Below are 21,726 nucleotides of genomic sequence, written 5' to 3'. Positions count from 1 at the left end.
TACTTAGAATCAAAGGGGGATATATGAATATTTTCGTATGTGCGAAACAAGTTCCAGACACAAATGAGATCAAAATCGATCCTATTACAAATACACTTATAAGAAAGGGAGTTCCAAGTATCTTAAATACTTACGATGCTTTCGCTCTTGAACAAGCTCTTAGACTTAAGGATAAAGATCCTGAAATAAACATTGTAGTAATATCTATGGGACCAGGACAAGCAGAAGCAATGCTTAGAGATTGTCTAGCAGTTGGTGCTGACAAGGCATATCTTGTAACAGATAGAAAATTCGGTGGATCTGACACACTTGCTACATCTTACATTCTAGCTAATGCTATAAAGGCAGTAGCAGAAAAAGAAGGCGAACCTGACCTAGTTTACTGTGGTCTTCAAGCAATTGACGGAGATACAGCACAAGTAGGACCTGAACTTGCAGAACACCTAGGACTTCCTCAAGTTACACGTGCTTATACAGCAGAGCTAAACGATGAAGGAATTAAGGTTTTACAAGAAGTAGAAGGCGGAGCTCAAAACGTGCAATGTGTACTTCCAGCCCTAATCACATTTACAAAATATGGTGACGAAGAGCTTAGATATCCAAAAATCAAAAATAAACTTAAAGCTAAAAAAGCTGAAATCGGACAAATCACCTTTGACGATTTAGAAGCTACCATTGATAAGACAAAAATTGGTCTTAAGGGATCTCCAACTAGAGTTAATAAATCTTACGCTCCAGACAGAACAAAAATTGCAGTTATGTTTGAAGACATGGAAGCAGAAGAAGCTGCAACTAAGTTAATGGATGCTCTAGTAGATCAAAAGCTTATTTAAGGGGGAAGTATGACAGATAATAAAAACCTTTGGGTAATTGTAGAAACAAATGAAGAAGGAAAAGCCTTAAATGTTGGATTAGAATTACTAAATCCAGGCAGAAAAATGGCTGATGTACTTAAAGAAAAACTATATGCAGTAATCATCGGCGAAAATGCTGACAATGCAAAAGAAGAAGTTAAAAAATACGGAGTTGACGGCGTAATTACTGTAGAAGGTGAAGAATATAAACAATACAATACAGACATCTACGCAAATGCTGTATGTAAACTTGTTGAAAAACACAATCCAAATGTAATCCTAATCGGTGCTACTAACGTAGGACGTGACCTAGGTCCAAGAATTTCTTCAAGACTTGGAACTGGACTTACAGCAGATTGTACAGAACTTGACGTTGACTTTGAAACAGGAAATGTAAAATGGACAAGACCTGCCTTTGGTGGTAACCTAATGGCTCAAATCCTCTGCCCAGATTCTAGACCACAAATGGGTACAGTTCGTCCAGGAGTATTCTCTAAAGAAGAAGTTGGCGCAAAAGAAGAAATCGAAGAAATCTCTGAAGATATCAAATACGACGGAGAAGTTAGAACAAAAATCTTAGACTTTATCCCAAGAGATGAAGGAGAAGATGTAGATCTTGCTGGTGCAGAATACATCGTAAGTGGTGGACGTGGACTTGCAGATCCTGCAAACTTTAAGTTAATTGAAGAATTAGCAGAAGCCTTAGATGGTACAGTAGGATCATCACGTGCTGCTGTAGATGCTGGTTGGATTTCTCACTCTCACCAAGTAGGACAATCAGGTAAGACTGTAGGACCAAAAGTTTATATAGCTGTTGGTATCTCTGGAGCTATCCAACACTTGGCTGGTATCGGAGCAAGTGATACAATCATAGCTATCAACAAAGACCCAGATGCACCAATATTTGATATTGCTGACTACGGTATTGTTGGGGACTTATTTGAAGTAGTTCCAAAATTAACAGAATTAATAAAAGAAAGAAAAGCTAACTAATTAGCTTGAAGGATAGAAGCTGCTTAGAAGATGATAATATACATCAGATTATAAGCAGCTAACTATTAAAGCTTATTGATAAAAAAATATCACAAAACAAAGACCTAGTAATAATTTATTGCTAAATAGGAGGCGATTATGGAATATAAGACAATCAAGTACGAAGTTGATGGCTTTATAGGAAAGCTTACAATCAACAGACCAAAGGCTCTAAATGCACTAAACTCTGAAGTTCTTGACGAACTTGACAAAGTTTTAGATGAAATTAAGGAAAATAAGGACTTAAGAGCCCTAATAGTAACAGGTGAAGGAAGAAGCTTCGTAGCAGGAGCAGATATCAAGGAAATGTCAACACTTTCTCCACTTGAAGGAAAAGCTTTTGGTAAGAAGGGGCTAGCAGTATTTAGAAAACTAGAAAGTCTCGAAATCCCAACAATAGCAGCTGTTAATGGATTCGCCCTAGGCGGTGGATGCGAACTTGCTATGAGCTGTGATTTTAGAATCGCAAGTGATAAGGCACTATTTGGTCAACCTGAAACTGGTCTTGGAATCCTACCAGGATTTGGTGGAACACAAAGACTACAAAGACTAGTTGGACCTGGATATGCAAAATATCTAATTTATACATCTTCAAACATCAAGGCTGATAAGGCATTAGAAATAGGCCTTGTTCAAGAAGTAGTTGCTGCCGATGAATTAGAAGAAAGAGTAGCAAAACTTGCTTCTAAAGTTGCTTCTAACGGACCAGTTGCTGTAAGACTTGCTAAAGAAGCTATAAACGTTGGTGGACAAGTTGATATAGATTCAGCTATTAAGATTGAAGAAAACCTATTTGGTCTATCATTTGCGACTGAAGATCAAAAAGCAGGTATGAATGCTTTCTTAAATAAGGAAAAAGCTGAGTTTAAAAATAAATAATCGGGTAAGTATAAAACAGAGAGAAAAATAAAGGAGTAATTATGAAAATTGGAGTAATCGGTTCAGGAATTATGGGTGGCGGTATCGTAGAAACTGCTGCAAGAAAATACGAAGTAGTAGTTAGAGATATCAAAGATGAATTCTTAGAAAAAGCTAAAGCAAGAATAGAAAAATCCTATGCTAAACAAGTTTCTAAAGAAAGAATGACAGAAGATGAAAAAGATAAAGCTCTTAAAAACATTACTTACACAACAGAAGTAAAAGATTTGGCTGACTGTGACGTAGTTATAGAAGCTGCTACAGAAAATCCAAAACTTAAAAAAGAAATCTTCAAAGAACTTGATGAAGTTGTAAAAGAAGGAGCAATCCTTGCATCTAACACATCTTCACTATCAATTACAGATATTGCTGCATCTACAAACAGACCAGAAAACGTTATTGGAATGCACTTCTTCAATCCAGTTCCAGTAATGAAACTAGTTGAAGTTATCAGAGGACTTCACACATCTGATGAAACAAACACAACAATATTCAAACTTGCAGAAGATCTTGGAAAACAACCTATCGAAGTTAAAGAAGGACCAGGATTTGTAGTTAATAGACTCTTAATCCCAATGATTAACGAAGGAATCGGAGTTCTTGCAGATGGACTTGCAAGCGTTGAAGATATCGACAAGGGAATGCAACTTGGTGCAAACCACCCAATGGGACCTCTTGCTCTAGGAGATCTTATAGGCCTTGATACATGTCTTGCAATCATGGAAGTTCTATACAACGAATTTGGAGATAGCAAGTACAGACCAAATCCGCTTCTAAGACAAATGGTAAGAGCAGGAGACCTTGGTAGAAAAACTGGTAAAGGTTTCTACGACTACAGCAAATAGACTACAGCAAATAAAAAATAGATCAAAAGTAAACGAATTTTAAATATAAGGAGATAATATGACTAGAAAAGTAGTAATAGCAAGTGCAGCAAGAACACCAATAGGATCATACGGTGGCGCATTAAAATCAGTAAGCGCTCAAGATCTAGGAATAACAGCAGTTAAGGGAGCAATTGAAAGAGCAGGAATCAAACCAGAAGATGTAGATGAAATGGTATTTGGTTGCGTACTTCAAGCAGGTCTTGGACAAAACGTAGCTAGACAAATTTCTATCGGAGCAGGTATCCCTAAAGAAAAACCAGCAATGACTCTTAATATTGTATGTGGTTCAGGTCTTAGATCTGTATCTCTAGCAGCTCAAATGATTATGGCAGGAGATTCTGACATAGTTGTAGCTGGTGGTACAGAGTCAATGTCAAATGCACCATACCTTCTTCAAAACGAAAGATGGGGAGCTAGAATGGGAGATAAGAAGGCTGTAGATGAAATGATTAAAGACGGTCTTTGGGATGCATTCAACGACTATCACATGGGTATGACAGCTGAAAATATAGTTGAAAAATTCGGTCTAACAAGAGAAGAACAAGACGAACTTGCTGCAATGAGCCAAAACAGAGCAGAAAAAGCAAGAGCAGAAGGTAAATTCAAAGACGAAATCGTACCTGTAGAAGTAAAAGATAGAAAAGGAAATGTAACTGTAGTTGATACAGATGAACACATCAGAGAAGGCGTAACAGCTGAAGGTATCTCTAAACTTAAACCAGCATTTAAGAGAGATGGTGGTAGTGTAACAGCAGCTAACGCATCAGGTCTTAACGATGGATCTGCAGCACTAGTAGTAATGAGTGAAGAAAAAGCAAAAGAATTAGGCGTTAAGCCACTTGCCACAATCGTAAGCTACGCTACAGAAGGTGTTGATCCAGCTATCATGGGTACAGGCCCAATCCCAACAGTTAGAAAAGCTCTTGAAAAAGCTGATCTAAAACTTGAAGATATTGACCTAATCGAAGCTAACGAAGCATTCGCTGCTCAAGCTCTATCTGTAATCAAAGAACTTGGTCTTAACACAGATATAGTTAACGTAAACGGTGGTGCAATAGCTCTTGGACACCCTGTTGGAGCAAGTGGAGCAAGAATCCTAACAACACTTCTTTACGAAATGCAAAAGAGAGATTCTAAAAAAGGTATCGCAACCCTATGTATAGGTGGTGGTATGGGTACTGCTGTAGTAGTTGAAAGATAAGAATTAATAATGATGGAGGGTGTAGGCTTACACCCTCTTATTTTATCTAAAAACACCTGTAAATTAGAATAAAGATTAAATAAAAGTGATTGATAATAAATATCAAATAGAGAATAAAACATAGATTTATGGGTATAATATATATTGAAAACGATTTTAATATTTAAAGGGGTTTAAAATGGATTTTGAAAAAATGTATCAAGATAAACTAATAACTGTAAAAGAAGCGGCAGGACTTGTAAAAGACGGCGACTGGGTTGAAATGGGATGGGGAGCCCTAGTACCAGTTGACTTCGATAAGGCTCTTGCAGCAAGAGTGGACGAATTAAAAGACGTAAAGATTAGAAGCGGAGTTGTTCCATATAACCTTCACATAGGTCAAGCAGACAGCACAGGAGAACATTTTATCTATCATTCTTGGCACTCAACAGGTCCAGAAAGAAACTTAATCAACAACAACCAATACGGTGCTTTCTTTATTCCAATCAAATACTCAGAAATAGAAAGATATATAGCAGAAAATGCAGACAAAGCAGCAGTGTCTGTAATCCAAGTTTCTCCAATGGACAAACACGGTAACTTTAACTTGGGTCTTTCTGCATCTCATGCTTTAACTTCTTTTGAAAATTCAGATAAAGTTGTACTCGAGGTAAATAAAAACGTACCAGTTGCTCTCGGTGGATTTAGAAATTTTATCAATATCAAAGATGTAGATTATGTCTATGAATCAAGCAACTATGACATGATAACTCTTCCAAGTGCAAAATTTGGCGAAGAAGAAGTACAAGTAGCTAAATACGTTGTAGATAATCTAAGAGACGGCGATACTCTACAATTAGGTATCGGAGGGCTCCCTAATGCTATAGGAAGCCAAATTGCTAAGTCTGATTTAAAAGATTTGGGAGTTCACTCAGAGATGTATGTAGATAGTTTCATGGAAATGGCTCAAGCTGGAAGAATTACAGGTAAGAAGAAAAATATTAACCCAGGTAGACAAGTCTATGCCTTTGCAGCAGGTTCTCAAGAAATGTATGACTATATAGATGGAAATGAAGAACTAATGGCAGCACCAGTGTCATATGTAAACGATATTGATGTTATAGCAGCACATGATAACTATGTATCAATAAATACAGTTCTTGAAGTAGACCTTTGGGGACAAATATCAGCTGAATCTGCTGGAACAAGACACATTTCCGGAGCAGGTGGAGCCCTTGACTTTGTACTTGGAGCATACAGATCTAAAGGTGGTAGATCATTTATCGCCCTTAAATCTTCTAGAGTAAACAAAGAAGGAAAAAGAATTTCAAATATAGTTCCAACCTTCAAACCTGGTACTCAAGCTACTGCTGTAAGAAGCAACACCCACTACATTGCAACAGAACAAGGTATAGTTAACTTCAAAGGTCTATCAACCTGGCAAGCAGCAGAAGCTCTTGTTAGCTTAGCTCATCCAGATAACAGAGATGAACTTATAAAAGAAGCAGAAAAACTTGGTATCTGGAGGAAATCTAACAAGTAGTTACTAACTTATAAAAAGAAAGTAGGAGAAATTGAAAAAAGATTATTTCAAAATTGACGGACAGAAAATAGAAATTGAAGAACTTGAAACCCATCTTGTAAGTGACGAAAAAGAAGAAGATATCAAAAAGGAATTATTTGATGATTTAGTTCCAAGACTCAATGATTTGCATAACAGATTATTTGCAGAATCTAAACATGGAGTTCTAATCGTCCTTCAAGCCTTGGATGCTGCTGGAAAAGATGAGATTATTAAGTATATATTTTCAAACTTGCTTCCACAAGGCCTGAAGAACACATCCTTTGGTAAACCTTCTGATGAGGAAAATGCCCATGATTATTTGTGGCGCATGCACGAAGGCCTTCCTAAAAGAGGAGAAATTGCTATACTTAATAGGTCTTACTATGAAGATATAATAGCTCCTAAGATATACGACACCCTGGGACATTTGCCAAAAGAAATAAGAGAAGATCCAGATCTTTGGGAAAAAAGATATGAACACATAAATAATTTCGAAAAATATATGAATGATAATGGATTTCCAGTTTTGAAATTATATTTCCATATGTCTAAGGATGTCCAAAGACAAAGACTTCTTGATAGACTTGAAAATATAGATAAAAACCATGAATTTGCCTTCTCCGATATAGAGGATAGGGAGAACTGGGATAAATATCAAAAAGCCTTTGAGGAAATGCTAAACAATACAGCTAGCAAAATCGCTCCTTGGTATGCTTTGCCAGCTGATAATCCATGGCTTGCTAGAAAAATTGCGACATTAGCTTTGATTGAAAGTCTTGAAAAAATAAATCCTCAGTATCCTACTTTCACAGATGAGGAAAAACAAAAAGCTAAAGAAATAAAAGAAAAACTAAAAAATAATGAAATTTAACAAAGATTGGCTAAAATTAGCCAATCTTTTAAAATATAAAATACAGGAGTTATTCATAAATAGGCCTTTGGAGACTCTCAGACTTACTTAGGATAGAAGATAGGTAGTCTTTTGCTTTATAGTCTTTCTCTATCAGATCTTCACAAAATGTAATCATCCGCACTAGGACATATTTCGATAGATAGAAGGCCTGGATACCATTTGCAAGGATTGACCTTCTTCCGTTTATTACGATATCGTTTCTAATCTTATCAAAATATTTTAAAAGTTTTTTTCTATTTATATCATCTTCTATAAGCTTTTCTAATAGGTAGGCCAAGGCAAGTATGTATTCATCCCCTATTGGGTTTATAGTAAATTCGATAAGGCCTTCTTCATTTAGGAAAATATCTTCTTTATTTTCCTTGTTTTCATAAACTAGCCTATATTTTTCCTCGTCAAAGGGGAAAAACTCTGGATAAAGACCGTAGGCAAAGTTAGAACTTGAAATTTTTCCCCTAAAAAAGTCTAGTTCTTCACTTGATGAATCAAAACTTGCTAAAAATATTGGAGAAAGAATTACTAAAAGCAAAAGCTTCTCCTTGTCCTTATCATTATCGATTATGAATTTAACTTCTCTTAAGTCTTCGTAGTCAGAAGTTTTGTCTATTTTTTCTTTGAGGGCAGAGGTAGTCGAATACTCATAGGATAAACTTTCAGAAGCAAAGACTTTAATCACTTTCATTGGGTAATATCCCCATATTTGCCATCGGTCGCTTTTATGAAATCATCTGGTCTAAGTTTTAAGCCATGTCCGATTTTACCGGCAGATACTTTGATTATCTCGTGATTTTTAGCCTTTTCATCAAGAACGACTGGATAGTCCTTTTTCATAGCGATTGCTGTTGTTGCTCCCCTTTCGTAGCCGACAGTCTTCTTAAGGTCTTTTAGGTGGAGCATGGAAAGACTCTTTACACCACAAACTCTTGCAGCCTTTTTGAAGTCAATTGAATCTGCTGCAGGTATTACAAGGACGAAGACTTCCTTGTCTTTAGAAATAGTTGCAAGAGTCTTATAGACTATATCTACATCCTCGTTAGTTTTTTCTGCTATATCTACTGCAGAAGTAAAGTCTCCTTCTAGCTCGTAATCAACGTGTTCGTAATCTATATCTAAGTTTTCTAGTATTCTCATGGCATTAGTTTTAATTTCTTTTTTCATATTAGCTCCCTTCAAAATAATTATACGATAAATTTATATTTAACAAGATTGGGTATATATTTTAAAGATAGTAAGGGAGTTTGTTATGTATGATGATATCAAAGTAAATTATGTAGGAGAGAATTGCTACAGTTTGGAGATTGGAGAATATCTTTTAGTCTTCGATTATTGTAATGGGATATTGAATATCCCTGATGATAAGAAGACTATATTTTTTGCTACAAGCAACAGGGATGGTCACTATACCCAAGAGATTTTGAAGTTATTTGATATGGATAACTTTAGCTACGTTTTATCCTCAGACATTGCCTACGATAAGGGAGAGGGCAATGTGATTTATCTAAATGAGGTGGGGCTTTCTCTCGAAAATCTCAAGGACTTGTATAAGAAAAAGAATGTTATCTTCACAAATTCATCGGATAGGTATAAGCTTAATAAGGATATAGAGGTCTTGAGTTTTTCCGCTAAGGGATCTGGTCTAAGCTTCTTTGTAAAGATTTTTGATTTTTCTATCTTTTACACGGGAGAGTCTATTTTCTTTGAACAAGGAGAAGGAAATACTGAACTTATAAATTATCTTTATGAAATATTTGATAGAGAAGGAGAAATAGACTTAGGATTTTTCCCAATAAGGACAGATGGGGGCGATGCAAGTTTCGCTTGTCCCAGAAGCTTTATAGAGATATTCAATCCACAAATATTTTTCCCGCTCAATATCGATGAGGACTTTGAAATGAGCAAGGATTTTGCTTTAAGTTTTTCAGATAATCCTACAGACGTGAGATTTATTGACGAAGATAATCAGGATTTTGAAATAGACATGGATGATTAAAGTAGGATAGTAGATAAGCCGTAAAAGAGGTATAATAAGCCATAATAAATGATTTTAAGCGAAGATTTAACCATAGGTAAATAAGATCTTTGACAAAGATGAGTAAATAGTAATACTTATCCCATAGAAAGGTCCTAGTGTTTGTGGATAATTTACTAAAATAGTTTTACTAGTCTGTAAGAGACTTTTAATATAGTTGTGTTTGTATTTCTCTTGATTAATATAGAAATTTTCTAAAAGCTTTAGTAATAATAAAACTAGCTATAGAAGATTTATTAAGATAGAGAATCGTTAGGAGTAAATATGGAAAAAATAGCAATAATTGTAGATTCGGGGGCTGATATTTCCCCAGAACTTGCAAGGGAAAAGGGCATATATTATCTTCCTTTGTATGTCAATATAGGAGGAGAATTCCTCAAGGATAGGATTGATATCAGTCCTGATGAGTTCTATTCCTATATCAAAAAAGAAGGCAATAGGGCAAAGACAAGTCTTCCAGCGCCAGGAGATATAATGGAGCTTGTTGAAGAGATCAAAAATGACGGATACGGAAAGGTAATAATGATTTGTATAGGAAGTCACTTCTCGGGAACTTATAATTTATGTGATATGCTCGAAGCTTCCGATATAGAGACCTATGCCTTTGATAGTAGAAATCTTACCATGGCAGAAGGGTTTTTGGCTCTTTTTGCCAAAGATCTCATAGATCAAGGGAAAAGCTTTGAAGAGATCAAAGAAGCCCTTGAGAAGACCCGTGAGAATTCGAGAGTGTTTTTCACTTTGGAATCTCTAAAATATATAATAGAAGGTGGTAGGGTGCCAAAAACTTTTGGCAAGCTTTCTGATGCCTTAAATGTTAAGCCACTAATTACGGTTAATCCTGAAGATGGTAAATTTAAGCTAATGAAGATTGTCAGAGGAGAGAAGAGGATCTTCAAGCAATTCTATAAGATTGCCAAGGAATATCTAGAAGATGCCAAAAACTACTATATATTTATAGGCGATGGTGACTCCAATGATATGGCAGATAGGCTTGAAGATACCCTAAAGGAATTTATTGATGGGGCGAGCCTTTTTATCAAAGGACAAATATCCCCAACTCTTGGAGCTAATACAGGACCTGGTCTATTCGGCTTCGCCTTTCTAAAGATAAGCTAGACAGGAGACTTATGAATAAGAAAAATAAGGATAATATTCTAGATGAGATTGTAAAAAAGACCAAGCTTCATTTTTTTAGGTCAGTATTTATGAACTATCATTCCTCATCTCTAGGTTTGGCTGAGAGTATGATCCTAGAAGTTATAGAATATCTCGATAGACCAAGTATAAACGACTTGGTAAAGTTTCTATATATGTCCCAGCCCAATGTTTCTTATAGGATTAATATCTTACAGAAGAAGGGCTATATAACAAAAACTAAGTCAATGGAGGACGCAAGGATTACTCACATAGTCTTAACAGATAAGTACTTTTCATACAAAAGGAAGAAAAATGAGCTTACTGCAAGGGTTCTTAGAAATGTAGAAGATAAACTTGATAAAAAAGAGAGAGAATACCTATATGATAATTTGGACCTTGTAAATAGGGAGCTTGAAAAAGAGCTTAGGGAATTTCTTAGATAGAAATCATTAATTTAAATAGGTGTTTTTTGTCAGAAATAAGAGAAAGATCCTTGACAAAAAAGCCATGATATAGTACTATAAAAAGCGTAGACAACAAAGAAGTACCCAACTCACCTGCCGACTTAAGTTTGTAGGTTAATAATTTTTAATTACGAGATTTAATTATAAATTGGAACGGGTACTTTGTGCCCGCTTTTTTTAATATATGGAGGTATACTTATAAAAGATTTAAGAATAAATGATGAAATTAGAGCTAAGCAAGTAAGACTTATTGATGAAAATGGTAATCAGGTAGGAATAGTTGACCTAAACAGAGCCCTAGACATGGCTTATGATAGCAAACTTGACCTAGTATTGATGAGCCCAAAGGCTAAGCCACCTGTTACTAGGATAATGGATTACGGCAAGTTCAAATACGATCAAGAGAAAAAAGAAAAAGAGAATAGAAAAAAACAAAAAAATGCTCAATTAAAAGAAACAAGATTTTCTCTTAATATAGAAGACAATGACTTGCAAACAAAAGCAAATCAAAGCATGAAATTCTTAAATAACGGGGATAAAGTAAAAGTTTCTATAAGATTCCGTGGTAGAGAGCTTGGACGTAAAGAGCCTGGCTACGAATTGATGGATAAGTTTAAGACAATGCTTAAAGATTCCTACAAGGTTACGAAAAAACCTAAAATGGAAGGAAGATCTTTAGTGATGTTTTTAGAACCAAATGACGAAAAAGGAGAATAAGATGGCAAAGAAAAATAAAACAAGAAGAGCTGCAGTTAAGAGATTCAAAGTTACTGGCAGCGGAAAAGTTATGAGAAGAAAAGCTTACAAGGGACACCTTACAGCTAAAAAATCACCAAACAGAAAAAGAAGACTAAGAAAAGCAACAGTTGTTTCATCAAGCGAAATGAAAAACGTTAAAAACATGATCGGTGCATAGGAGGATATAGATGGCAAGAGTAAAAAGAGCAGTAAACGCTAAAAAAAGACACAAAAAAGTATTAAAACAAGCTAAAGGATACTACGGTTCCAAGAGCCTTCTATTCAGAACAGCTAACCAAGCTGTAATGAAATCTCTTAACTATGCTTACATCGGAAGAAAGCACAGAAAAAGAGACTTCAGAAAACTATGGATTGCTAGAATCAACGCAGCAGCAAGACTTAACGGAACAAGCTATTCTAAATTTATGGGTAACCTTAAGAAAGCAAACATCGACATCAACAGAAAAATGCTTGCTGAGCTTGCAGTAAACAACCAAGAAGAATTCGCTAAACTTGTAGAGCTTGCAAACCAAGCAGCTTAATGATAATCAAATCTCAAGCGAACCCAAAGTTTAAATTAATAAAAAAACTTAGAAATAAAAAATACAGGGACAAGGAAGGACTATTTGTCATTGAGTCAAGAAAGCTAATCGAGGAAGCTATCAAGTCTAATGCCGATATAGACTTTCTTTTCTTAAGAGAGGGGATATCTTTTGAAGAAAATATCCCTTACCTTGTATTTGATAGAAACTTATTTGCTAAGCTAAGCGAGCTAAAATCTCCAGACGGCTATGCCGCAGTAATCAGAAAGAAAGAAGCTTGTGCTTTAAAATCAGATAGGATCCTTCTTCTTGATCATATTTCTGATCCTGGTAATATGGGAACAATAATAAGATCAGCCGAAGCCTTTGGTTTTTCTGATATAATCCTAACCAAGGGATGCGTGGATATCTACAACGAGAAATGTCTAAGGGCATCCATGGGGTCAGTCTTTAGGGAAAACATCGTGGAGCTTAGTCTAGAGGAGATAAGAAAGCTTAAGAAAAACTATAGATTTCTTTCAAGTCATATGGAAGGAATCGATGTTAGAAAGTATGATAGTTCTAACGATTTGATAATTCTTGCTATAGGAAACGAGGCCAATGGACTGAGTGAGGATATAAGGAAATTGACCGACGATTTTATCAAAATTTCTATGCAGGGAGAAATCGAATCCTTAAACGCTGCTATCGCAGCGAGCATAATGATGAATACACTAGGCTATTGATTCGGAAAGACTTTAGTTATTCTTATACAGCAAATTGGGGATGTTGAGAGCCTTTTAAGTAACGACTAGGGATATTCACCGATGAAGCTTGAGATGAATAAAGTAGTCGATACGTTTAAGCTTACGTTAAAGCTAAGAGTGGATTTGTATAAGTATTTATTAGAAGTCTAAATTTTAGTAAATATGATATATGAGTCAAATAAGGTGGTACCGCAGAATTATCTGTCCTTTAGAGGGCGGATTTTTTTTATTTGGAGGAAAAATGGAAGAAAATTTAACAAAAGTATTAGAAACTTTTAAGAATGAAATAGAAGCTGCTAAGTCCCTAGACGACTTGGAAAAGTTAAGAATCAAGTACTTAGGAAAAAAGGGTGAAATAACAGATCTTAAAAAATCAATCGCCAAACTCCCTAATGAAGAAAAACCAGCCGCAGGTAAGCTAATCAACAAGACCAGCAAGGAAATAGAAGAGAAACTTCTTCTTAAAAACGAAGAAATCAAAAAAGCCCTCCTAGAAGAGAAGGTCAAGGCAGAAAAAATCGACGTCACAGCCCACTTCGACAAGTACGAATCAGGTCACTTGGCAGTGATTAACCAAACTATGGAAGAGCTCGAGTCAATCTTTCAAAACATGGGCTTTGATGTAGTAGAAGGTCCAGAAGTCGATACAGTGAAGTTCGTCTTTGATGATCTAAACTCACCAGAAGATCACCCAGCAAGATCAACATCAGATACCTTCTATATCAATGATGAAGTTTTGTTAAGGCCTCACACATCAAGCATGCAAGTTAGAGTAATGAAGGAGGGAAAACTTCCTATAAAAATGGTTTCAGCAGGAAGAGTTTTCAGAAACGACGAAGTAGATGCTACCCACTCACCAATGTTCCACCAATTGGAATGCTTGGTAGTAGATGAGAATGTATCTATGGCTAACCTTAAGGCGACTCTTGAGACCTTTATAAAGGAAATGTTTGGAGATGAGATGAAATTAAGATACCGTCCTCACCACTTCCCATTCACAGAGCCAAGCCTTGAAGTAGACGTAACTTGCCCAGTGTGCAAGGGAGAGGGATGTCCTGCTTGTGGTAATACTGGCTGGTCAATGGAGCTTTTGGGTGGAGGAATGGTTCATCCAAATGTACTAGAGGCTTGCGGTATTGATAGCGAAAAATACACAGGCTTTGCCTTTGGTCTAGGAGTCGATAGGATTGCCATGGTTAAATATGGACTCGATGACATAAGACTTCTTTATGATAATGACAAGAGATTTATGGAACAATTCTAGGAGGATATATGTTAGTACCTTTAATATGGCAAAAAGATTATATAAAAATAGATAAAGACCTTAAGACAATTACTGATAGGCTTTCAGAGACAGGATCGCACGTAGAAGAAGTTACAATTCACACATCTGATCTTGATGGAATCCTTGTAGGAAAAGTTACAGATCAAGTAAAACACGAGGAGGCTGATAGGCTCCAAGTTCTTACAATAGATATTGGAAAAGATGAACCGATCACTATTATAACCAATGCCAAAAACACCAAGAAGGGCGACTACCTTCCAGTTATCACATCAGGGACTAAGCTTGATGACGGAACTCTCATAGAAGACCATGACTTTTTTGGAATTGTAAGCCAAGGCATGCTTACAGCCTACAGCGAACTAGGCTATGAAGATTCTGTAATTCCAAAGGAACTTAGGGAGGGAGTTATAGTTCTAGAAGGAGAATATGAGCCAGGCACTCCCCTAAGCCAAGCAATTCACTCAAATAGCCCAGTTATAGAATACGAGATAACCCCAAACAGACCAGACTGTCTTTCAATAATCGGTATGGCAAGAGAAACTGCGGCAAGTTTTGGAGAAAAAATCACCTATCCAAGTCTCGAATTTAAGGAAAATGATGAGGACATAAAAGACTATTCTAATGGAGTTTCTATTGAAAGTGATAAGTGTAATCGCTTTGTAGCAAGAGTTGCCAAGAATGTCGAAGTCAAAAGATCTCCTCAATGGCTACAAAACTACCTCATGCTTGCAGGTATGAGACCAATAAATAACATAGTAGACATTACAAACTTCGTAATGCTTGAAACTGGTCAACCCCTCCATGCCTATGACCTCGACAAATTAGTTGATCAAAAAATTATAGTAAGAGATGCTAGGGAAGGAGAAATTCTAAAGACTCTTGATGGAGTAGACAGGAAGCTCGACCCTTCAATGCTTGTTATAGCTGATGGCAAGGAAGCTATAGGCCTCGCAGGTCTTATGGGAGGAATGGACTCTGAGGTAACAAAGGATACCAAAAACATCCTCCTAGAGGCAGCAAATTTCGATCAAGCAAATATTAGAAAGTCCTCCAAAACTCTAGGTCTTAGGAGCGAAGCAAGCTCTAGATTTGAAAAGGGTGTTCCAGTTGAGATGGCAGACTTTGCTTCAAGAAGGGCCATGAGATTAATCGACGAACTTGCTATAGGAGAAGTTGTCGGAGGCACAATCGATGAAGGCATAAAAGAAAGAGAAGAGATAAAGGTAGATCTTAGACTAGAAAGACTAAACATGCTAACAGGTGTGGACTTTGACCTAGATACTGCTATTAGAAATCTAGAGCTTCTAGAATTTGAAGTAGAAAAGCTAGATGATAAAAAGCTTAGGGTAAGAGTTCCTTACTTTAGAAGTGATGTCACTATAGAAGCAGACCTAATAGAAGAAGTTGTTAGGCTCTACGGTATGGGAAATATCGAAAATGCTCCTTTGGTATCATCCCTTCAAAGAGGAGAAAGATCTAAGAGAAGACTTCTAAGAGATGAGCTTTGTAGTAAGCTTGTTGGACAAAAGTTCTCAGAGCTTGCAACCTATTCCTTTATCTCCCCAAGAGAATATGACAGATTAGGTGTAGATAAGGATTCTAATCTTCGTGATTATATCAAGCTAATAAATCCGCTTGGAGAAGACTACTCAGTAATGAGAACTAGTCAAGTTCCATCTATGCTAGATGTAATTGCTAAAAATATTAAATACGGTCAAAAGGACATGAGATTCTTCGAGCTAGATAGGACTTTCGAGAAAACTTCAGATAAGCTTCCAAAGGAAAATATTACCCTAACCATGGGCCTATATGGAGATTATTCCTTCTACGACCTTAAGGATTTCTTTACCCTAGCCATGGGAGAGGTTGGATTTACTGGCTTTACATTTAAGGCAAATGAAAATATCTACGCCTTCCACGCTGGCCGTTGTGCAGATATCTTCTATGAAGGAGACCATGTTGGTATAATGGGTGAGATTTCCTACGAAGTTCGTGATGAATATGAGATAGATAAGGGAGCCTTAATCCTTGAGATAAATCTTGCGGGGATTGAAGATAAGAGAGTAATTGATAGAAAATATAAACAAATAGCAAAATTCCCTGCTATAGAAAGAGACTATTCATTTGTATGCGACAGAAATCTTGAGTCAGAACTAATAGAAAATACTATAAGAGAAAATGGATCTGGCCTTGTAGATAAGATTAGCCTATTTGACATTTATACAGGAGAGCATATAGAAGAAGATAAGAAGTCAATTTCTTATAAGGTCTTATATAGGGCTAAGGATAGGACCCTAAAGGATAAGGATATAGCAGGAATAGAGAAGAAAATCCTCGATTGCTTGGCAGAAGAGGATATTGTATTACGTAGTTAGGAGTAGTATTTGAGCGAATATAAAGTTGATGTCAAAATAGACGGCAAGACCTACACCCTAGTCTCCAAGGAGCCTAAGGAAAATATTAAAGATATAGCAGAAATATTTGATAGGAAAATCCAAGAAGTTAAATCCAATAGGCTTACTTTTGATAGGCAACTAGTATTGGCTGGTGTAAATATTACAGATGACCTCTATAGACTTGCCGAAAAGTATAAGAGTCTTAAGGAAGAAAGCGAAGTTCCTCTAAGAGAATACCCTAAGCTAAAAGAAGAAGTAGACTTAATCAGAAGCGAGAAGGATAAGCTTCTTAGGGAAAGCTTGGAGGATAAAGAAAGACTAGATGAGCTAGATAAGGAAAATTCTAAGCTTAAGAGAGATCTTGTAAGATACAAGGATTCTAAAGAGACTATAGATAAACTCAAAAACGAAGTCAAAAGACTTCAAGTAGAAGTAATGGACCTTAGCAAGGAAAATGACAGCTTGAAAGGAAAACTTTGATGGCAAAATCTGAAATCCTAGCTCCAGTTGGCAATGAAGAGATGCTTTATGCAGGCCTTGCCGCTGGGGCTTCTAGCTTTTATATGGCAGTGGACGACTTTGGAGCTCGTGCCTATGCCAAAAACTTTGATATAGAAAATGTGGGAGCTTTTATTGACCTCATCCACCTATTTGGCAAGAAGGTATTTGTGACTATGAATATTCTTATCAAGGATGAGGAGATAGAAAAGGCAATATATTACGCCAAAAAGCTCTACGAATACGGAGCAGATGCCCTAATAATCCAAGATCTGGGACTATTTACAATCCTAAAAGACCAAGTGCCCGGCATGGACCTTCATGCTTCAACTCAAATGGCTGTAAGAGACTATTACGGGGCCAAAAGTCTCATGGATATGGGTTTTGATAGGGTAGTTATTGCTAGAGAGACCCCAATCGAAGAGCTTAGAAAGATTGCTACCCTTCCTGTAGAAAAGGAAGTTTTCGTCCACGGGTCCTTGTGCGTGTCATACTCTGGAGAATGTTTGATGAGCTCATATTTTGGAGCGCGTTCCGCTAACAGGGGTAGATGTGCTGGTATTTGTAGGCAAAAATACTCCCTTATAGCAGATGGGAAAACTTTGGCTGATGATTATTTCCTAAATATGAGAGATTTAAATGTCATAGATCAAATCGACCAGTTAGTAGACCTTGGCATAGATTGCTTCAAGATCGAAGGTAGGATGAAAAGCCCAGAATATGTCTATACAAGTGTAAAAAGCTATAAGGATAAGATAGATAAAAATTCTTACGACAAAAATGATTTGAGAGATATATCAAACAGAGGCTACACCAAGGGTTTTATCTTTGGACAAAAGAGTGATTATGTAAGACTTTCATCTGATGCCAAGCATAGGTCTGTGGGTAAAGTCATCAAAGAAGGAAGTAAAAAGTACTTTATTAATTCATCCGACCTTCTTATAGGAGATAATCTAGAGATAATCACAGATAAGGGCAAGAAATTACCCTATACCTTGACCGAAAATCTAAAGAAAAACTCTAAAACTTATCTAGGCCAATATCCAGACGCCAAGGAAGGCTCTGATGTATATATTCTAAATTCTCAAAAGATAGGCAGTAACTTAGAAAAGGCTCTAGGAGAATATAAAAATCTTCCGATAAGAATTGACTTTAGGGCCAAGGTAGGAGAGCCTGCAGAGATTACCATGACCTATGAAGATAAGTCAATTAGCCTAAGTATAGATGACAATCTAGAAAGGGCTAAGAAGATTTCTCTTTCAGAAGAAGACTTTAGGGAAAATTTAAGCAAGTTTGGGGACGATATCTACAAGGCAAGGCAAATTAATATAGTCATGGACCCTGATGTCTTCATTAGAAAAAAGGACATCAACAGACTAAGAAGAGAAGGATCTGCTAAGCTTAAAGAGGAAATCCTCAAATCCTTTAGGAGAGATGAGATAGATATAGAAATCCCTGGAGTTGGCAAAAAGAAAAACCACAAGAAAGAAGTAAATGCGGAGCTTAAAAATACTAATATAAGTCCAAGTCTTTTAAAAGACTTCGATAATATTTACCTAGAAGAATATGATGAGAAATATGCTGGCCTTAGTCTTTATCTAATCCTTAATTCCCACACGGACTACGATATAGATGAGCTTATAGCCTTCATTAAGGAAAGATCTATCAAGGGGGTAGTTTTCAATAACTATAGAGACCTTGCCTTTGTTGATAAATTCAGGGAAAATAATATAAAAATTAGGATAGGCAGATACCTAAATGTCTTCAATAAATTTACCTATGCTTTTTACGATAAGTTTGCCGAGATGACTTCATCATCTGTAGAAGCGACATTTGATTCTATAAATCAAAACGGCAGATACTTTGATGTAGAAGCCTTGGCCTTCGGAAGAATTGAGCTTATGAATATGGTCCACTGTCCATTTTCTACTATAAAAAAGTGCGGGCTTAAGGGATGCCCGACCTGTAACTTTAGAAATGGAGAAATGGTAAATGAAAATGGAGATAGGCTTAAGATAATAAGAAGAGAAGGCATAAGTAGGATCTATCCATCCAAGGCTTCCAAGGTAGATAGGAGAAACTTTACTACTGATATATCCCTCCTAGTTCAGGTATTTTCGGATGAAGATATAAGAGATTATCAAGACAGAAAAGAAACTAACAATCTAAATTACGATAGAGGTATTATTTAATGCAAGAAAAAAGCTTAAAGGTTTTAGAATATGACAAGATTCTAGAAAGACTTGCTGGATGTGCGAGGTCAAATCTTGTAAAGGATCAGATCCTCAATCTAAGACCTTATGATGATATAAATTATATAAGAGAAGAGCTTTACGAGACTTCTGCTATGGTCGATGTGATTAGGAAAAATGGAAACATAGATCTATTTGGTCTCTATGATCTTACAGAAATTGTTGCCTATATTAGGAAAAATGGCATACTCGATCCAGGAGAGCTCTTAAGAGTCCTTGACCTACTAAGGGTGAGTGAATATCTAAAAGATTATGGGAAAAATATCGAAGATAGGAAGATAGGAGATATTTTTTCTAGAATCTCAATCAATGATTTTCTCAAAAACGAAATCGATAGGTCTATAATAAACGAGGAGGAAATAGCTGATTCTGCCTCATCTACCCTTAGAAATATTAGACGTCAAAAGCAAAGGAAGGAAGCAGATATAAGGATTAAGCTAAATTCTTATATTACAAATTCCAAATACGAAGACGCCCTCCAAGATAAGGTAGTATCAGTAAGAGATGGAAGGTATGTAGTTCCTGTAAAGACTAATAAGCGTGCCTTGATCGGGGGAATCGTCCACGACAAATCATCTTCTGGAAACACTCTTTTTATAGAACCAGGCGCCATAGTAGAGCTTAACAATCAGCTTAGAGACCTAGAGATTAAGGAAGAAGATGAAATCAGAAGAATCCTCGATAGACTTTCTAGACTTGCCCAAGGCTTCGATGTAGAATTACTAGAAAATCAGAAGTTGATAGCAAGGATTGATTTCCTCCAAGCAAAGTCTAGATTTGCCATAGAAAATGAGTATAGCCTTCCTATAATTACAGATAAAAAGACCCTCGATTTAAAATCAGCAAGACACCCCCTCCTTCCTGGCAAGGTTGTGCCAATTGATGTAAGAATCGGGGGAGACTATACTACTTTGATTATCACAGGGCCAAATACGGGAGGTAAGACTGTAAGTCTTAAGACTGTAGGACTAATAAGTGCAATGGCTCAGACTGCCCTTTTCATACCAGCCTACGAGGGAAGTAAGCTTTGTGTCTTCGATGATATTTTCCTAGACATAGGAGATACCCAGTCTATAGAGATGAGTCTATCGACTTTTTCTGCATCCCTAACCAACATCGTCGATATATTGAAAAACTCTACAGAAAACTCCTTGGTTCTCTTAGATGAGATTGGTTCAGGAACAGATCCGGTAGAAGGAGCAGCCCTTGCTATTTCTATCCTTAATTCCTTGACTCAAAAGAAAGTTATGACCTTTTCTACAACCCATTACAGCGAGCTAAAATACTATGCTGTAGAGACTTCTGGTGTTATGAATGCATCTGTAGAATTTGATGTCGATACACTTTCTCCAACCTACAAGCTTGAAATAGGAACTCCAGGTAAGTCCAACGCCTTTGAGATTTCCAAAAGACTTGGTCTTCCTTACGAAATTTTAAACAATGCCAAAAATCTTATAGGAGATGATACCAAAAATATCAACAAAATCCTTGCAGAAATCGAAGAAGATAAGAAGGAAATTGAAGATAAGAATAGGGAAATAGAAAGCTATAAGAGAGAAATAGCTAAAATTAGAAATGAGCTTAAGGAAAAATCTAAAAGACTTGATCAGAAGGAAGAAGATATCCTAAGAGAGGCCGAGGATAAGGCTAACAGCATCCTAGATAAGGCAAATAAGAGAAGTCAAGACATGCTCAAAGAAGCCAAAAGATCAAGAAATGCCAATACTTCCGACATAGATAGGTCTCTAAACAAAATTAGGCATGAATACAAAGAAGGAAGAATCGAAAGAAAAGAGGAAGGCCTTTATGCTAAAGAATCTAAGGACGCACCAGATAGTCTAAAGGTGGGGGACACTGTCCTAATAGCAGGACTTAACGAAAAGGCAGAAGTAATCGAAGCCCCTGATAAGAAGGGAAATATCAAGGTACAAATGGGCATCCTTAAGATGGATTCTAATATCAAAAACGTAACAAAGATTAAAGGCGACAATCAAACAGAAAAAAACATCAGAAAAGTGTATAATACTAAAAAAGCCATGCATATCTCTCCAACCCTAGACCTTAGGGGACAAAGATATGACGAGGCTATGAGAAATCTAGATAAATACCTTGATGATGCAATGCTTGCAGGTCTTTCTAAGGCCAAGATCATTCATGGAAAAGGAACTGGCGCCCTAATCAAAGGAGTCGGAGAAATTCTAGAAGGAGATAAGAGAATTGAAGATTACCGTTTCGGCGATGACAAAGAAGGCGGATACGGTGTTACTATAGTGAAATTTGGATAGAGA

Annotated in this window: 21 protein-coding genes; 19 read left to right on the top strand and 2 right to left on the bottom strand. The window is 36.5% G+C overall.

The genetic code is table 11. The features are described 5' to 3' along the window. The first annotated feature begins 23 nt into the window (after positions 1–23). From C7D97_RS05000 to C7D97_RS04970, 7 genes are all read left to right on the top strand, one after another. Positions 24–833 (top strand): electron transfer flavoprotein subunit beta/FixA family protein, encoded by an 810-nt coding sequence (locus tag C7D97_RS05000; protein ID WP_105301003.1) that lies wholly within the window; start codon positions 24–26, stop codon positions 831–833. A gap of 9 nt (positions 834–842) precedes the next feature. Further along, positions 843–1,847 (top strand): electron transfer flavoprotein subunit alpha/FixB family protein, encoded by a 1,005-nt coding sequence (locus C7D97_RS04995; RefSeq protein WP_105301002.1) that lies wholly within the window; start codon positions 843–845, stop codon positions 1,845–1,847. Positions 1,848–1,985: 138 nt separating this feature from the next. Further along, a complete protein-coding gene (locus C7D97_RS04990) occupies positions 1,986–2,765 on the top strand; it encodes an enoyl-CoA hydratase-related protein (protein ID WP_105301001.1) in 780 nt (259 codons plus the stop codon). A 41-nt stretch (positions 2,766–2,806) separates the two neighbouring features. Beyond that, positions 2,807–3,649: a 3-hydroxybutyryl-CoA dehydrogenase gene (locus tag C7D97_RS04985; protein WP_015778274.1), complete on the top strand. Its 843-nt coding sequence runs from the start codon at positions 2,807–2,809 to the stop codon at positions 3,647–3,649. A 58-nt stretch (positions 3,650–3,707) separates the two neighbouring features. Next, positions 3,708–4,892, top strand: a complete 1,185-nt coding sequence (locus C7D97_RS04980) for an acetyl-CoA C-acetyltransferase (RefSeq protein WP_105301000.1) — start codon at positions 3,708–3,710, stop codon at positions 4,890–4,892. 178 nt (positions 4,893–5,070) lie between these two features. Further along, a complete protein-coding gene (locus tag C7D97_RS04975; RefSeq protein WP_105300999.1) occupies positions 5,071–6,414 on the top strand; it encodes an acetyl-CoA hydrolase/transferase C-terminal domain-containing protein in 1,344 nt (447 codons plus the stop codon). A gap of 31 nt (positions 6,415–6,445) precedes the next feature. Further along, positions 6,446–7,306 carry a PPK2 family polyphosphate kinase gene (locus C7D97_RS04970; RefSeq protein ID WP_105300998.1) on the top strand — a complete coding sequence of 287 codons (861 nt, stop codon included), beginning with the start codon at positions 6,446–6,448 and terminating at the stop codon, positions 7,304–7,306. Between the two features lie 49 nt (positions 7,307–7,355). On the opposite strand, the gene C7D97_RS04965 is transcribed toward C7D97_RS04970, so the two are convergent. Beyond that, the gene (locus C7D97_RS04965) at positions 7,356–8,030 is read right to left on the bottom strand and encodes a hypothetical protein (RefSeq protein WP_105300997.1); all 675 of its coding nucleotides are present in this window, start codon (positions 8,028–8,030) and stop codon (positions 7,356–7,358) included. Then, positions 8,027–8,506: an aminoacyl-tRNA deacylase gene (locus C7D97_RS04960; protein WP_105300996.1), complete on the bottom strand. Its 480-nt coding sequence runs from the start codon at positions 8,504–8,506 to the stop codon at positions 8,027–8,029. Before C7D97_RS04960 ends, C7D97_RS04965 begins: the two co-directional genes overlap by 4 nt. Before the next feature lie 85 nt (positions 8,507–8,591). Between C7D97_RS04960 and C7D97_RS04955 the strand changes: the two genes are divergently transcribed. The 12 genes from C7D97_RS04955 (at position 8,592) to C7D97_RS04900 (ending at position 21,723) form a co-directional block, all read left to right on the top strand. Further along, on the top strand, positions 8,592–9,338 hold the full coding sequence (locus C7D97_RS04955) for a metal-dependent hydrolase (RefSeq protein WP_105300995.1): 747 nt from the start codon (positions 8,592–8,594) through the stop codon (positions 9,336–9,338). A gap of 303 nt (positions 9,339–9,641) precedes the next feature. Further along, on the top strand, positions 9,642–10,496 hold the full coding sequence (locus C7D97_RS04950; protein ID WP_105300994.1) for a DegV family protein: 855 nt from the start codon (positions 9,642–9,644) through the stop codon (positions 10,494–10,496). An 11-nt stretch (positions 10,497–10,507) separates the two neighbouring features. Then, positions 10,508–10,960: a MarR family winged helix-turn-helix transcriptional regulator gene (locus C7D97_RS04945; RefSeq protein ID WP_105300993.1), complete on the top strand. Its 453-nt coding sequence runs from the start codon at positions 10,508–10,510 to the stop codon at positions 10,958–10,960. Positions 10,961–11,143: 183 nt separating this feature from the next. Further along, positions 11,144–11,698, top strand: coding sequence for a translation initiation factor IF-3 (infC, locus tag C7D97_RS04940; RefSeq protein ID WP_105300992.1), 555 nt, complete (start codon positions 11,144–11,146; stop codon positions 11,696–11,698). Position 11,699: 1 nt separating this feature from the next. Beyond that, entirely contained in the window at positions 11,700–11,897 is a 198-nt protein-coding gene (gene rpmI, locus C7D97_RS04935) for a 50S ribosomal protein L35 (protein ID WP_015778265.1), read from the top strand. Positions 11,898–11,907: 10 nt separating this feature from the next. Next, positions 11,908–12,261, top strand: coding sequence for a 50S ribosomal protein L20 (gene rplT / locus C7D97_RS04930; RefSeq protein ID WP_105300991.1), 354 nt, complete (start codon positions 11,908–11,910; stop codon positions 12,259–12,261). Further along, on the top strand, positions 12,261–12,986 hold the full coding sequence (locus C7D97_RS04925) for a TrmH family RNA methyltransferase (RefSeq protein WP_105300990.1): 726 nt from the start codon (positions 12,261–12,263) through the stop codon (positions 12,984–12,986). Before rplT ends, C7D97_RS04925 begins: the two co-directional genes overlap by 1 nt. A gap of 262 nt (positions 12,987–13,248) precedes the next feature. Then, complete coding sequence (pheS, locus tag C7D97_RS04920) at positions 13,249–14,271, top strand: phenylalanine--tRNA ligase subunit alpha (protein ID WP_105300989.1); 1,023 nt, start codon at positions 13,249–13,251, stop codon at positions 14,269–14,271. Between the two features lie 8 nt (positions 14,272–14,279). Then, a complete protein-coding gene (gene pheT, locus C7D97_RS04915) occupies positions 14,280–16,667 on the top strand; it encodes a phenylalanine--tRNA ligase subunit beta (RefSeq protein ID WP_105300988.1) in 2,388 nt (795 codons plus the stop codon). Positions 16,668–16,676: 9 nt separating this feature from the next. After that, a complete protein-coding gene (locus C7D97_RS04910; protein ID WP_105300987.1) occupies positions 16,677–17,168 on the top strand; it encodes a cell division protein ZapA in 492 nt (163 codons plus the stop codon). After that, positions 17,168–19,378, top strand: coding sequence for a peptidase U32 family protein (locus C7D97_RS04905; RefSeq protein ID WP_105300986.1), 2,211 nt, complete (start codon positions 17,168–17,170; stop codon positions 19,376–19,378). The genes C7D97_RS04910 and C7D97_RS04905 overlap by 1 nt, the downstream gene beginning before the upstream one ends. Continuing rightward, the gene (locus C7D97_RS04900; RefSeq protein WP_105300985.1) at positions 19,378–21,723 is read left to right on the top strand and encodes an endonuclease MutS2; all 2,346 of its coding nucleotides are present in this window, start codon (positions 19,378–19,380) and stop codon (positions 21,721–21,723) included. Before C7D97_RS04905 ends, C7D97_RS04900 begins: the two co-directional genes overlap by 1 nt. Positions 21,724–21,726: the final 3 nt, after the last annotated feature.

The organism is Anaerococcus marasmi, from assembly GCF_900290195.1.
Classification (GTDB): Bacteria; Bacillota; Clostridia; order Tissierellales; family Peptoniphilaceae; genus Anaerococcus; species Anaerococcus marasmi.
The sequence above is the reverse complement of the archived record's forward strand: the minus strand, read 5'-3'. Positions and strand labels throughout refer to the sequence as shown.

Excerpts from the sequence above, each read along its gene's own strand:
- C7D97_RS05000 (WP_105301003.1), top strand. The coding sequence starts at position 24 with ATGAATATTTTCGTATGTGCGAAACAAGTTCCAGACACAAATGAGATC.
- C7D97_RS04995 (WP_105301002.1), top strand. The coding sequence starts at position 843 with ATGACAGATAATAAAAACCTTTGGGTAATTGTAGAAACAAATGAAGAA.
- C7D97_RS04990 (WP_105301001.1), top strand. The coding sequence starts at position 1,986 with ATGGAATATAAGACAATCAAGTACGAAGTTGATGGCTTTATAGGAAAG.
- C7D97_RS04985 (WP_015778274.1), top strand. The coding sequence starts at position 2,807 with ATGAAAATTGGAGTAATCGGTTCAGGAATTATGGGTGGCGGTATCGTA.
- C7D97_RS04980 (WP_105301000.1), top strand. The coding sequence starts at position 3,708 with ATGACTAGAAAAGTAGTAATAGCAAGTGCAGCAAGAACACCAATAGGA.
- C7D97_RS04975 (WP_105300999.1), top strand. The coding sequence starts at position 5,071 with ATGGATTTTGAAAAAATGTATCAAGATAAACTAATAACTGTAAAAGAA.
- C7D97_RS04965 (WP_105300997.1), bottom strand. The coding sequence starts at position 8,030 with ATGAAAGTGATTAAAGTCTTTGCTTCTGAAAGTTTATCCTATGAGTAT.
- C7D97_RS04960 (WP_105300996.1), bottom strand. The coding sequence starts at position 8,506 with ATGAAAAAAGAAATTAAAACTAATGCCATGAGAATACTAGAAAACTTA.
- C7D97_RS04955 (WP_105300995.1), top strand. The coding sequence starts at position 8,592 with ATGTATGATGATATCAAAGTAAATTATGTAGGAGAGAATTGCTACAGT.
- C7D97_RS04950 (WP_105300994.1), top strand. The coding sequence starts at position 9,642 with ATGGAAAAAATAGCAATAATTGTAGATTCGGGGGCTGATATTTCCCCA.
- C7D97_RS04945 (WP_105300993.1), top strand. The coding sequence starts at position 10,508 with ATGAATAAGAAAAATAAGGATAATATTCTAGATGAGATTGTAAAAAAG.
- rpmI (WP_015778265.1), top strand. The coding sequence starts at position 11,700 with ATGGCAAAGAAAAATAAAACAAGAAGAGCTGCAGTTAAGAGATTCAAA.
- rplT (WP_105300991.1), top strand. The coding sequence starts at position 11,908 with ATGGCAAGAGTAAAAAGAGCAGTAAACGCTAAAAAAAGACACAAAAAA.
- C7D97_RS04925 (WP_105300990.1), top strand. The coding sequence starts at position 12,261 with ATGATAATCAAATCTCAAGCGAACCCAAAGTTTAAATTAATAAAAAAA.
- pheS (WP_105300989.1), top strand. The coding sequence starts at position 13,249 with ATGGAAGAAAATTTAACAAAAGTATTAGAAACTTTTAAGAATGAAATA.
- pheT (WP_105300988.1), top strand. The coding sequence starts at position 14,280 with ATGTTAGTACCTTTAATATGGCAAAAAGATTATATAAAAATAGATAAA.
- C7D97_RS04905 (WP_105300986.1), top strand. The coding sequence starts at position 17,168 with ATGGCAAAATCTGAAATCCTAGCTCCAGTTGGCAATGAAGAGATGCTT.
- C7D97_RS04900 (WP_105300985.1), top strand. The coding sequence starts at position 19,378 with ATGCAAGAAAAAAGCTTAAAGGTTTTAGAATATGACAAGATTCTAGAA.